General features: G+C 48.7%; 13 protein-coding genes and 1 pseudogene. 9 read left to right on the top strand and 5 right to left on the bottom strand.

Annotated features, from left to right (window positions below):
• Nucleotides 1–42: 42 nt before the first annotated feature.
• From gcvH to ABV298_RS10455, 8 genes are all read left to right on the top strand, one after another.
• Nucleotides 43–423, top strand: a complete 381-nt coding sequence (gene gcvH / locus ABV298_RS10490) for a glycine cleavage system protein GcvH (RefSeq protein ID WP_353722072.1) — start codon at nt 43–45, stop codon at nt 421–423.
• Nucleotides 424–504: 81 nt separating this feature from the next.
• Nucleotides 505–1,788, top strand: coding sequence for a dihydroorotase (locus tag ABV298_RS10485; RefSeq protein WP_353722071.1), 1,284 nt, complete (start codon nt 505–507; stop codon nt 1,786–1,788).
• On the top strand, nt 1,785–2,348 hold the full coding sequence (locus ABV298_RS10480) for a DUF4199 domain-containing protein (RefSeq protein ID WP_353722070.1): 564 nt from the start codon (nt 1,785–1,787) through the stop codon (nt 2,346–2,348). Before ABV298_RS10485 ends, ABV298_RS10480 begins: the two co-directional genes overlap by 4 nt.
• Nucleotides 2,349–2,352: 4 nt before the next feature.
• Nucleotides 2,353–2,868, top strand: a complete 516-nt coding sequence (locus ABV298_RS10475; protein WP_353722069.1) for a DUF4199 domain-containing protein — start codon at nt 2,353–2,355, stop codon at nt 2,866–2,868.
• A 36-nt stretch (nt 2,869–2,904) separates the two neighbouring features.
• A complete protein-coding gene (gldF, locus tag ABV298_RS10470) occupies nt 2,905–3,633 on the top strand; it encodes a gliding motility-associated ABC transporter permease subunit GldF (protein WP_353722068.1) in 729 nt (242 codons plus the stop codon).
• A gap of 239 nt (nt 3,634–3,872) precedes the next feature.
• Nucleotides 3,873–4,412 carry a sigma-70 family RNA polymerase sigma factor gene (locus tag ABV298_RS10465; protein ID WP_353722067.1) on the top strand — a complete coding sequence of 180 codons (540 nt, stop codon included), beginning with the start codon at nt 3,873–3,875 and terminating at the stop codon, nt 4,410–4,412.
• A complete protein-coding gene (locus ABV298_RS10460; protein WP_353722066.1) occupies nt 4,409–5,293 on the top strand; it encodes an anti-sigma factor in 885 nt (294 codons plus the stop codon). The genes ABV298_RS10465 and ABV298_RS10460 overlap by 4 nt, the downstream gene beginning before the upstream one ends.
• A gap of 94 nt (nt 5,294–5,387) precedes the next feature.
• Nucleotides 5,388–7,097 (top strand): FAD-dependent oxidoreductase, encoded by a 1,710-nt coding sequence (locus tag ABV298_RS10455; protein ID WP_353722065.1) that lies wholly within the window; start codon nt 5,388–5,390, stop codon nt 7,095–7,097.
• Nucleotides 7,098–7,529: 432 nt separating this feature from the next.
• On the opposite strand, the gene ABV298_RS10450 is transcribed toward ABV298_RS10455, so the two are convergent.
• The 3 genes and pseudogenes from ABV298_RS10450 to ABV298_RS10440 all read right to left on the bottom strand — a co-directional run bounded on the left by ABV298_RS10450 (nt 7,530) and on the right by ABV298_RS10440 (nt 10,346).
• A complete protein-coding gene (locus ABV298_RS10450; RefSeq protein ID WP_353722064.1) occupies nt 7,530–9,377 on the bottom strand; it encodes an AIPR family protein in 1,848 nt (615 codons plus the stop codon).
• 239 nt (nt 9,378–9,616) lie between these two features.
• Nucleotides 9,617–9,919: a nucleotidyltransferase domain-containing protein gene (locus ABV298_RS10445; protein WP_353722063.1), complete on the bottom strand. Its 303-nt coding sequence runs from the start codon at nt 9,917–9,919 to the stop codon at nt 9,617–9,619.
• A 9-nt stretch (nt 9,920–9,928) separates the two neighbouring features.
• Nucleotides 9,929–10,346: pseudogene (locus tag ABV298_RS10440) on the bottom strand (helix-turn-helix transcriptional regulator).
• Nucleotides 10,347–10,523: 177 nt separating this feature from the next.
• On the opposite strand from ABV298_RS10440, the gene ABV298_RS10435 reads away from it, so the two are divergent.
• Nucleotides 10,524–10,787 carry a hypothetical protein gene (locus ABV298_RS10435; RefSeq protein ID WP_353722062.1) on the top strand — a complete coding sequence of 88 codons (264 nt, stop codon included), beginning with the start codon at nt 10,524–10,526 and terminating at the stop codon, nt 10,785–10,787.
• Here the strand turns inward: ABV298_RS10435 and ABV298_RS10430 are convergent.
• Both ABV298_RS10430 and ABV298_RS10425 read right to left on the bottom strand, forming a co-directional pair.
• Nucleotides 10,774–10,926, bottom strand: coding sequence for a hypothetical protein (locus tag ABV298_RS10430; RefSeq protein WP_353722061.1), 153 nt, complete (start codon nt 10,924–10,926; stop codon nt 10,774–10,776). The genes ABV298_RS10435 and ABV298_RS10430 overlap by 14 nt on opposite strands.
• A complete protein-coding gene (locus ABV298_RS10425) occupies nt 10,913–11,497 on the bottom strand; it encodes a zeta toxin (RefSeq protein WP_353722060.1) in 585 nt (194 codons plus the stop codon). The genes ABV298_RS10430 and ABV298_RS10425 overlap by 14 nt, the downstream gene beginning before the upstream one ends.
• Nucleotides 11,498–11,499 lie beyond the last annotated feature (2 nt).

The following is an 11,499-nucleotide window of genomic DNA, read 5'->3' as shown; positions in this document are numbered from 1 at the left end:
AATTTGCGCTCCAAAGATGTTCACAACTTACCTGATTTTATCATGAATTTTCCATCAGAACTGAAATACACAGAAGATCACGAATGGATTCGTATTGAAGGAGATACGGCAACTATCGGCATTACCGACCATGCCCAGAATGAATTAGGTGATATTGTGTATGTGGACATTAACACGGTAGGCGAAGCACTTGGCAAAGGCGATGTTTTCGGATCGGTAGAAGCTGTGAAAACGGTTTCCGACCTTTTCCTCCCCGTAGCCGGAACGGTGCTCGAAGTAAACCCCGACCTCGACGGCGAACCCGAACTCGTCAACACCGATCCTTACGGTCGCGGATGGATGGTAAAGATCAGTCTGGCGAATCCCGGTGAGGAAGACGGCCTGCTTTCCGCAGAAAAGTACCAGGAATTAATAGGTGCCTGATATTAGGTTTGAAGCTCCATCCGGAGCTTTTTTTTGAAACCGGTTCAATGCTGCATTTCCGGTGTATAGTTTGAAATGAATATGAAATTGTTAGTTAGCTCGGTTCGGGTAATTGATAAGAAATCGCCTTTCAATGGCCAGGTGAAAGACATCCTGATCGAAGGCGGGAAAATCAGGCAAATTGGGGACAACCTCGACGCAGGCGATGCGCGGGTGATCGACGGCAACGGCTTGCACGTGTCGGCAGGCTGGGTGGACATGCGCGTGCAGGGGCGCGACCCGGGTTTCGAGCATAAGGAAGATTTGCGGTCCGTACGCGAAGCCGCCGCGCATGGCGGGTTTACGGAAATCGTATTGCTCCCGAATACCCAGCCGGTGGTGGATACCAAGGATACGCTCAATTATATTCGGCACAGCGGTTTCGGTGGTCTGGTTACATTGCATCCCGCAGCCGCGGTAACGAAGAAGGCGGAGGGTGTCGATTTTACCGAAATGATGGATTTGCACCAGGCGGGTGCCATTGCATTTACGGACGGCGAAAATCCCGTGCAGAATGCGGACCTGCTTTTGAAAACCATCCTGTACCTGCGCCCGCTGAATGCATTGCTTATCAACCGCCCGGAAGACCGCCAGCTGACGCTTTACGGGCAAATGCACGAGGGCGTCGCGAGCACGCTGGTGGGCATGAAAGGAATGCCCGCGCTGGCCGAGGAAATGATGCTTATCCGCGACCTGAAACTGCTCGAATATGCATTGGAAAAAAATACTTACGACACGTCCGCTCCGGTATTGCACGTTTCGCTGCTATCGACGGTGCGGGGCGTTGAGCTGATCCGCGAAGCGAAGGCGAAAGGGCTGCCGGTTTCGGCCGACATCGCCGCGCACCAGCTGGCATTTGAGGATAAGGATCTCATTGGTTTCGACACCAACCTGAAAGTGAACCCGCCGTTCCGGTCGGCTGAGGATAATGCGGCATTACGGGAAGGTTTGGCGGATGGCACCATCGATGCCATCGTTTCGGACCATAACCCGCACGACGAGGAGAGCAAAAACCTCGAATTCGACCACGCCGATTTTGGTATTACCGGTTTGGAAACGGCATTTGCGCTGTCGGTCATGCATAGCGGCCTGGTGCTGGAAGATGTGATCGAAAAACTGACCGTTCAACCCAGAAGGATTTTGAGATTACCGGCGGCAAGCGTGGAAGAAGGCGCGGTAGCCAACCTGACGTTCTTCGATCCGCACGCCGAATGGGTGTTTGGTAAAACCTACTCCAAATCCAGGAATACGCCGTTCCTGGGACAGACGCTGAGAGGGAAGGTAAGAGGGGTGATCAACAATGGTAAACAGGAGTGGTTCAAATGAATTCGATTTTAGCCTATTTTAATAAACCTATTCTAAAACTGTCGCTACTCTTCGGGCTGGCGTTGGGCATATTGGTCTTTGCGTTTTTTCTGGGACTGTATACGATGGACATCGTGCCGCTGGGTAACAACAAGGTGCTTGATTTTGGCATCCACATCATCCTGATCGCCGGTGCCTGCTGGTATTACCGCAAGAAAGTAGGGAAGGGACTTTTGCATTTGTGGGAAGCGCTCACAATCGGCTATGTTGTCAATACGGTCGGTGCGTTGATTGCCGGCTGGCTGATCTATTTTTTTGTAACTTACATCGATCCGTCTGTTTTTACAGCATACATTGCCCAGATGAAGGAGCTGATGATGCAAGGCAAAGCCGAGCTCGTCAAGAATATCGGGGAAGCCGAGTTTCAGAAGATGTATAAAGGTGTGGGAGAAATGGCTACCTCGGAGATCATCATGGATGAAGTAGGTAAAAAGACAGTCATGGCGATCATTCCGATCCTGGTTATCTCGCTTATTTTGAGAAAACAGGATTACAGCATTCTCCAAAACAACAAATCTTAAACCCATGGAAGAAAAAACCTCTACCGCCCGCGTCGCCCTGAAATACGGCCTCCTGGTTGCCGTTGTCACGATGGTGTATTCGACGATCCTGTACGTCGCCGGGCTCGGCGGCAATCGCATACTCGCGTCGCTCTCGTACGCTTTCCTGATCGTCGCGATTGTACTGGCGATGAAAGAGTTTCGCGAAAAGAACGGAGGGTTTATCAGCTATGGCGAAGGACTTGGACTGGGTTCCCTTACTTCGGCGGTGCTGGGACTGCTAAGTTCGGCATTTACGATTTTTTACATTCAATTTATCGACCCCAACCTGCTTACCCAGGGAATCGACCAGATGCGCGAGGAGCTGGAAAGAAAGGGCATGGACGACGCGCAGATCGAACAGGCCCTGGAAGTATCGCAAAAATTCATGTCGCCGGGCATTATGTTCGTTTCCGTGATTTTCGGGTACCTGATCATGGGCTTCATTTTTTCGCTGATTATCGCCGCAATCATGCGCAAGGAAAAGCCGGTCTTCGAATAGTGTATTCCTGAAAAGGACTTAATCATCATCCGAATAGTGTTAGCAATCTTCCGAAAAGAGGTAGCCAGTTTTTTCAACTCGTTGATCGCCTACATTGTCATGGCGGTCTTCCTGACGGCCATCGGCCTGATCGTTTGGGTTTTTCCTGATTCCAATATCCTCGATTACGGCTACGCCGACCTCGGCTCGTTTTTCGGCCTGGCGCCTTATGTGCTGATTTTCCTCATTCCGGCCATTACCATGCGTTCGCTGGCCGAAGAGTCGCGTAACGGCACGCTGGAACTGCTTCTTACGAAGCCGATACGCAATATCGACCTGGTGCTCGGCAAATTCTTCGCCAACTGGGTGCTCGTGGTGCTCACGTTGCTGCCGACGCTCATCTACTATTACAGTGTTTATCAACTCGGCAACCCGGTGGGCGATGTCGATTCGGCCGCTGTGGCCGGGTCGTACCTTGGTCTGCTGTTGCTCAGCGGTGTGCTGGTGGCAATGGGGCTATGGGCCTCCTCTTTGAACGACAACCAGATCGTCGCATTCATCGTCGGCGTGTTTCTTGCATTTATCTGGTATGTTGGCTTCAATGCGGTTTCCGGCATGTTCGGGGATGGTTTCGCAGCCAGCCTGCTGTCCGGTATAGCCCTGGACGTTCAATATCAGGCGTTGGGCAAGGGGCTTGTCGACTCCCGCAATGTGATCTACCTGCTCAGCCTGATTACCTTCTTCATCTTCCTGACACTCTGGCGCGTGGAGAGCCTTCGCAAATAACGGCCCGTCCCATAAACGCGGCGTTGCGATCCGACACGGTGTATTTGCTCGTATATGGTCAGAAACACACTGCCATGACCAGTTCGGACAGGCGGCCGGCAACGCCCTTCGCACCTTCTTCCCGGGTAATATGGCCCCCACGCGTGCCCAGGCCGATAATTTGCGACGGCCCGGCCAGGCATACGGGAAATTTTGCTAGATTGCCAGTAAGTAATTCGCAATTAAATGTTAAGCGACTCTTGGCGACCAGCAAGGTAAAATACTCGGAAGAGGAATTGGTGTCGGCTCTGAAAAGAAACGAGCGAAACGCCTTCGAATTCCTGTACGACCATTACTCGGGAGCTTTGTTTAATATCATTTCCAAAACGCTGAGGGACGAGGAGAAAGCCGCAGATGTGTTGCAGGAATGCTTTCTGAAGATATGGAAGAATATCGATTCCTATAATCCTGAGAAAGGACGATTGTTTACATGGATCATGAACATCGCGCGCAATGGCGCGATAGACGCAGTGAGAGCGGAGGGCCGGAAGCCGGTAATGGATGATATCGACAGCGCGGTGGCCCTACATGAGCAGTACGAGGATTCACAGACTGTCAGTTCGGAGATGAAGGCGATTGTAGACATGCTCCGACCGGAACGGAAAATACTCATCGACATGGCCTATTTTCAGGGGTACACGCATGAGGAGATTTCCGAGAAGCTGAGCATACCGCTGGGCACCGTGAAATCGCGGATCCGGACCGCATTACAAGAGTTAAAACAATACTTTGCAGTATGAATATCCAAGCCTATATAGAGTCCGGTATATTGGAGGAATATGTATTGGGCACTGTTACTCCCCAGGAGAAGCAGGAGGTGGAGTGTATGTCGCATATTTACCCGGAGATCAAGGAAGAGCTGTTGCGTACCGAAAGCGCGTTGGAAGAATATGCGCTGAAACACCAGGCAACGCCGCCACCTGCCTTGAAAGAGTCTATTTTTGGGCAAATGAATTTTGAAGCCCCGGCCGAAGAACCAAAAACGGAGGATGCGGCAGAACGGCATACTGTAAGCCAAACCGACGTCGCCGCGCCCGTACGTACGGGAGGGCGTGTGATCGATCAGGCATTCGACCGCGTGGAAACGCGGGTAGTGACACCGACCTGGGCCAAGCTGGCCGTGGCGGCTGCGGTATTGCTTGCGCTGTTTGCAGGATGGTCGGCCATGCAAATGACCGATATGAAGCGCGGCAACAACGAAATGACCGCGAAAGTGGAAACGATGCAGGCGGATATGGCCGCCATGAAAAGCCGGGACGAATACAACCAGGCGCTTGCCGCATTGTTCCGCAGTCCTTCGTACAGGCATGTCCGCCTGGCCGGTATGAAAAAATCGCCCGGAAGTGCGGTTTCGGCATTCTGGAACCCGCAGACGAACGAGGTGCTGATCGACGTACAGAACCTGCCGGCGCCGCCCCGGGGCAGGCAATACCAGCTGTGGAGCATCGTAAACGGCGTTCCGGTGGATATCGGCATGCTGGATAATGCATTTACCGGCAAAGTCCTTAAAATGAAAAATACCAAACCGGGCACGGCCATGTTCGCCATTACCCTTGAAAAGGAAGGCGGCAACCCGACCCCGACCATGGAGGAAATGTACGTGATGGGCAAAGTGGTTTAGCGCATTGACTGATAGCCTGATACGCGCTCATTGTGAGGCTACGGCCTGACAGTGAGCGTTCTTTTTATTACTTACCTAAATACCTTTTAACCTTATGAAACGCCGTAATTTTTTAGGAAGTGTCGCATTCGGTAGCAGCTTGCTGGCAGGAACTTCCGAAAAACCGGAAGCCGGGAACGCAATCTCCGGCAAAGAAACCCATGCAAAAGCCACATTAAACGCCGACCTCGTGATCGCCGGCGGTGGCCTCGGCGGTTGCGCGGCCGCATTGGCCGCATTGCGCAATGGCCTCTCGGTAATCCTCACCGAAGAAACCGACTGGATCGGCGGCCAGCTCTCGCAGCAAGGCGTGCCGCCCGACGAGCACCAGTGGATCGAGACACACGGCGCCACCAGGGCCTACCGGCAATTCCGCACCGCCGTGCGCGAATATTATAAGAAAAATTATCCGCTCACCGCCGAGGCCAGAAGCCGCGAAAACCTCAACCCGGGCGACGGATCGGTATCCCGGCTCTGCCACGAACCGCGTGTAGCCGTAGCCGTGCTCACCGACATGCTGAACCCATACCTCAGCTCCGGCAAGCTCACATTGCTTTTGGAACATAAAATCGTGGCCGCCGACGTAAAAGGCAACAAAGTACAATCGCTAACCGCCCTTAACCGCCGTAACAAAACGCAGCTGACCCTCACCGCGCCCTATTTCGCGGACGCTACCGAGCTCGGCGACCTGCTGCCCATGACCGGCACCGAATACGTCACCGGCGCCGAATCCAAAGCCGAAACCGGCGAACTCCACGCCCCCGAAAAAGCCGACCCGAACAATGTGCAGGCATTCACCGTCTGCTTCGCGATCGACTACCGCCCGGGCGAAAACCACGTGATCGAAAAGCCGCGGGAATACGAGTTTTGGAAGAATTATGTACCCAAAATGATCAAACCCTGGTCGGGCAGGCTGCTGGACCTCTCGTACTCCAATCCCAAAACCCTCGAACCGAAACAGCTCGGCTTCCACCCGGAAGGCATCCCGACCGGCAATAACCTCAACCTCTGGCTCTATCGCCGTATTATCAACAAGGCCAACTTCGCCCCCGGCACCTACGCCGGCGACATTACCATCGTAAACTGGCCGCAAAACGACTACACCCTCGGCAACCTCATCGGCGCCAGTGAAAAGGACTTCGACAAGCATTTCGAACGCGGCAAGCAGCTCAGCCTCTCGCTCCTGTACTGGCTCCAAACCGAGGCCCCACGCCCCGACGGCGGCAAAGGCTGGCCCGGCATCCGCCTCCGCAAAGACATCATGGGCACCGAAGACGGCCTCGCCAAATACCCCTACGTCCGCGAATCGCGGCGCATCAAAGCCCTCTTCACCATCAAAGAAGAACACGTAGGCGCCGAGCAACGGGCCTCCATCACCGGGCAATCGACGGGCGTGAAGGCCGCTGCTTTTGAAGATAGCGTCGGGATTGGTTATTACCATATTGACTTGCATCCGAGTACCGGTGGGGATAATTACATTGATTTTGGGTCACTGCCGTTTCAGATTCCCCTCGGGGCGCTGCTGCCGGTGAGGATGGAGAATATTTTGCCTGCCAATAAGAATATTGGGACTACGCATATTACGAATGGGTGTTACCGGCTGCATCCGGTGGAGTGGAGTATTGGGGAGGCTGTGGGGTTGTTGGTGAAGTATGCTGGTTCTCGGAATGTGCTTCCGCGGAAGGTTAGGGAGGATAAGGGATTGTTGGCGGGGTTTCAGGGGTTTGTTAGGGGGGAGGGGATTGAGTTGGAGTGGAAGGGGTGAGGTATTAATTGATTGATTTTTGGAAAATGCGTTGCGTGAATTCTTACGGTGCGCTGCACCTTTGAAAATCTTTGCGAACGCATTTTCTACAAATCTTACGGTGCTCAGCACCTATCTCGGAAAAGGTGCGGAGCACCGCAAGATTTGTAGAACCGGGTTATATAATCGACAATGTGAGGTGCAGCGCACCGTAAGATTGGATTTTGATAAATTTCAGAAATTGAGGCAACGGATATTGCAAATAGGTGTTATCGTCGGCTTCGTCCATTGAAGTGGAGCATTGAGGAGCCTGTGGAACTCTTGCAGGTTTCAATAGTGTTGCGAGGCTGGGATCTAAGCTGAATAGAGGTAAGACAGGCAGAATTAATGCATAACGTTTTAGCGCAGAAGTAGATCTAACGAAGATATACCTCTGCATTGTTATAGATTGAACTATACTGATAACAGCTCTTCCGGGTTTTCAGTTAGGTATTGATCGATCGCCGGGCGTAAATACTCCCTATCAAAATTTCTGTATTTAAATAAGCTGTTGGTAGACCTTCCCATGCTTTGAGTATAGGAGCTAGCGGCACTTTCAAATATTACTTTTGCCGTCTTATAGTAATTTTCGACCACTGAGTCATCTTCCAGCATTTTAAAAAGTGAATCTTTCCTTTTTGTGAAATCATTTTTTCTTGATGAGGTATCGATAAGAAAATTTGATATTTTGTTGTTTTTTACTTCTTCTCCGTCTTTAAATTTAGCATAAGACATCATAAGCGAACTCATAGTATGAAGGAAGATAAATCCTCCCTTAGAAATCAAATCTTTTTCTTGAAGATGATATACATTGGTTCGCAAGTCTGAATTCTTCAACGTCCAGATTTTTTGATAAAGAATTGTTGAAAACTTGTAGAGATCAAAATCAGCTCTGTCGCTAAATATCGTATTGTATTTTGTCTCGGTATCAAAAAGTGTTGTAGTCTCATTAACTGCAATTACAGCTTCTTTGTTAATAACTGTGTGAGCAATTTGGGCCATTTTTAACAAGCCAATTACTTTATTGCCAGTATAACCCTGTCGTTTGTAATAGTTATCTCGCCTTTCGTAAAAAATTCCCGCCTCTCTTAAATGTGTTTCTATGTTCCTTTGAATATTATCATTCGCTTTCAGACTTGCAGAACGAACAGGGTTTTGTGAATTGGTCGCACTGATAATATCGGTCTGAGTATCTGGATTTTCTGTTTTGACAATTTTGACGAATACCTTCAACGTTTGTGGTAGTTCAAATGCGTCGTCCTTGGCGAAAGCGTGGTATAGACAATGTATGGTTTGACAGCCATTTACAATTTGGGGATTTGATATGCTGTATCCCTTTGAGTCTAGTGGAGCTATGCTATCACCAATTATTGTTAATCCATTATTCATCGCCCAAAAGTTGGCAGCTTTTACTTCATCTAGTGCGGTATCAATTATCGATGAATTGATTTTTTTGTCTTCTCCTAGAAAATATCGCACATTTCCTTCGGTTAGATGGCTTTTGAATTTTTTATCAGTGTCAATCATCGACTTCAAAAGCTCATTCCCATTAACAAAACCGGCATAACCAGTTGTGTCGATATCCTTCTCTGAGATGTTTAATGGCTGAGACTCAAATTTGATTTCTATCTGCTCGTCAACCTTTTTATTTAAATCTAGTAGTTTCTGAGATCCCCAATATTCGAAATCGAACGGTATTTCCATTGAATTTTCACGGAGTTCTGATTCCAAATGTTTGATTTTTTTCGATATTCTGATTTCTGACGATGAGGTGATATAATAAACTTCAACAGAGAATTTGGCTCTCTCTACTCGGCTTCTTCTGAATATCTTACGTATTAGATCGGCTATTTCAATGATATCTTTATTGGCCCCAATCGATGTCAACTTATCCAGATCGATGTCAAGATTGAAAATTTCTTCGATTCCTTCTTTAAATTTTCTAAACCCGTCTGTCGAAAAACCCTCCTCTTTTTTTACTTGAAAAAATTTTACCTTGACATTGCTGTCTTTTGTAATTGGGTGGTTATCATCTTTTACAAGTGTCCCATTACAGTATACGTAGCACAAATCTATTCCTTCGTCACCTCCCTCGCCCATAATTCCGTCGATCAAATCGTCGAATTCGATACCATTTAGGTATTTTAGGTTTACAAACGAAGCGACAGCCACCTCAAATTGGTTCCGTGGTACCTTTGCTAGTTCAGGATTGTCTTTAAATAGTTTGTTGATTTGATCTTCTAGGAGGATTTTTAAGCTCATAGTAAATGATAGTTATTTATTTGCTAAATGTTCAAAGTGAACCACGGCAAAATATACTGTATTGGGTGCTAGCATTTTAATCCGAGTATATGGAGGGAGAGGATGGTAAAGTTATTTAATCCAAGGAGATGGCTGTCATTTGCCTCACATTGTGATTAGCTAAATGTGACTTAGTGTGTGAGAACGGACTGATTCATTAGTATGATTTCTAAGCGAGTCTGACAAGAATTTTCTAGCTCTTAGTCGCAAAAGATATACCGCCTCTGTTTATTTATTTTGTGTTGGAAGTAAGGATTTTTAGTAGCTTTTTCTTCCAGCAGATCAATCGGTCGCTTAAAAAGTTCTTGCAACGAGAATTTGAAGTCAAAATAGTTATCCGCATAATCCTCAACCTCCATACTATCGAAATCAACGATCAGATCAATATCGCTTTCCGTATTAAAATTATCGCTCAAAACAGACCCGAATGCATACAAGCTCTTCACTTTGTGGGCTTTACAAAGTTTTACAATGGCAGCATGGTATTTTTGCAGTCTGTCCATGTTTCTCACCTATTTGTTTCCAATCAACCGCTCCAACCGCCCCATCATCTCATCCTTCTCCCTCAACATCCGCTCGTACAGAGCAATCTTCTCCTCATGAAGCTGCATAAGCTTATCGATAGGATGGAAGGTCGGGTTGTTATTAAAAAACGGCTGCATTGTCGTTGAAGGTACTTGAAATCACATTCACCGCCCTTTCTTCATCAAAATTCCGAATCGCTTCCACAGGTATTTTCAGTATCGCTGCTACTTGTTCCAAAATGTCGGAATCGATCTTTTCGCGCTGTTCGAGCGTGGAGATTCTTTGCTGGTTCCAATCGCTGCCGAGCTCGAAGGCGAGCATGTCCTGTTTGATTCCGAGCATTTCGCGGAACCGTTTCACGTTGCGGCCTTCGTGGATCTTCGGGTTGGAGGTAGTATGTGTCATACGGGGGCTATTTCGTTGAAAAGGCAATTTATATAAATCCTTCGGGAAGTGTTCCGGTAATTTACAGGTATTTCGGCGTAAGTTACGGGGCGCGCGGGTTGGGTACGGGTTGGAGGAATGCGTGCTTTACGGAAAACGTAAATGCACGGTTTGTCCCACACTTCTTACACCCACAACATGAACACAGAAACACACCCTATCAAACCCACGGATGCGACGTTGCAGGCCTATGGCCGCGAGGTAGGCAAGCTCCTGAGCAGCAGCAGCGCCGAATGCTGGCGCGACGAACTCTGGACGATGTTCACCGGCTACATCATCTCCCTCAAAGAACAAGGCCACGCGCCGGACCTTTGCGATACTTACTTTTCGTTTAAGGAGCTGATTGCGTTTTTTGAGAATGTGGAGCGGGTTGGGAGAGGGGAGGCCGTTACTCAGGTTTAATGTGCGTGATTTTGCCATCTCTCATGACCACGAGTACGCTGTTTTTCTGCTTCTTGTATTCGATGAGTTTTTCGTAAGCCTTGTCCAGGCCGGCAAGAAGCTTATCTCGTAGTTCCATTTGCTCTTTAACCGTGGTCATAATAGCTCTTTAATTTATTGAATTTATGATCGTTGACAACGTTCATGCCGCCGTCCACTGTCTTCTGTGCTAGTAGCTCGCGTTTTCCCCAAGAGTTATCGAATATGAACGCACCATCAACAATCGGCAGGTAAATATCGAACAAATTTCTGATTCCTTTGAAATACCGCCGTTCAATTACCTCAGACTCGATATTATGGCCGCCTTCTGACACTCTGATTCTTACACGTTCTTTGGCTAAGTCAACATTATCCAGCCAGAAAAAGATCAATGTGGCGGTGTATCCTTTCCGCTTTGCCTCTTCAATCTTGGCTTTGTAACTCCTGGTCGCCAGCGTTGTTTCAAATGCGAAGCATTGATCGCCGGCCAGCAAGTCGTTAATCCTGTTCAGCATAATTCGCCCGGCTTCGAAGGCCACTTTTTCAGGTTGAAATGGGGATACACCTTTTGCGATCTCATCAGCATTGACGAACTCTTTACATTCAATAATTTCGGGCAAAATGGTGAAGGAGGCGGTAGTTTTACCTGCGCCATTGCAACCGGCTATGATGTAAAGGTTCTTGTTTGGCATAA

The sequence above is a fragment of the Dyadobacter sp. 676 genome, from assembly GCF_040448675.1.
Classification (GTDB): Bacteria; Bacteroidota; Bacteroidia; order Cytophagales; family Spirosomataceae; genus Dyadobacter.
This window is presented reverse-complemented; position numbering and strand designations above follow the sequence as displayed.

What these genes read in the sequence shown, in the direction of transcription:
- ABV298_RS10485 (WP_353722071.1), top strand. Translation starts at nt 505, where the DNA reads ATGAAATTGTTAGTTAGCTCGGTTCGGGTAATTGATAAGAAATCGCCT.
- gcvH (WP_353722072.1), top strand. Translation starts at nt 43, where the DNA reads ATGAATTTTCCATCAGAACTGAAATACACAGAAGATCACGAATGGATT.
- ABV298_RS10445 (WP_353722063.1), bottom strand. Translation starts at nt 9,919, where the DNA reads ATGGACAGACTGCAAAAATACCATGCTGCCATTGTAAAACTTTGTAAA.
- ABV298_RS10430 (WP_353722061.1), bottom strand. Translation starts at nt 10,926, where the DNA reads ATGACCACGGTTAAAGAGCAAATGGAACTACGAGATAAGCTTCTTGCC.
- ABV298_RS10480 (WP_353722070.1), top strand. Translation starts at nt 1,785, where the DNA reads ATGAATTCGATTTTAGCCTATTTTAATAAACCTATTCTAAAACTGTCG.
- ABV298_RS10460 (WP_353722066.1), top strand. Translation starts at nt 4,409, where the DNA reads ATGAATATCCAAGCCTATATAGAGTCCGGTATATTGGAGGAATATGTA.
- ABV298_RS10450 (WP_353722064.1), bottom strand. Translation starts at nt 9,377, where the DNA reads ATGAGCTTAAAAATCCTCCTAGAAGATCAAATCAACAAACTATTTAAA.
- ABV298_RS10425 (WP_353722060.1), bottom strand. Translation starts at nt 11,497, where the DNA reads ATGCCAAACAAGAACCTTTACATCATAGCCGGTTGCAATGGCGCAGGT.
- ABV298_RS10455 (WP_353722065.1), top strand. Translation starts at nt 5,388, where the DNA reads ATGAAACGCCGTAATTTTTTAGGAAGTGTCGCATTCGGTAGCAGCTTG.
- ABV298_RS10475 (WP_353722069.1), top strand. Translation starts at nt 2,353, where the DNA reads ATGGAAGAAAAAACCTCTACCGCCCGCGTCGCCCTGAAATACGGCCTC.
- ABV298_RS10435 (WP_353722062.1), top strand. Translation starts at nt 10,524, where the DNA reads ATGAACACAGAAACACACCCTATCAAACCCACGGATGCGACGTTGCAG.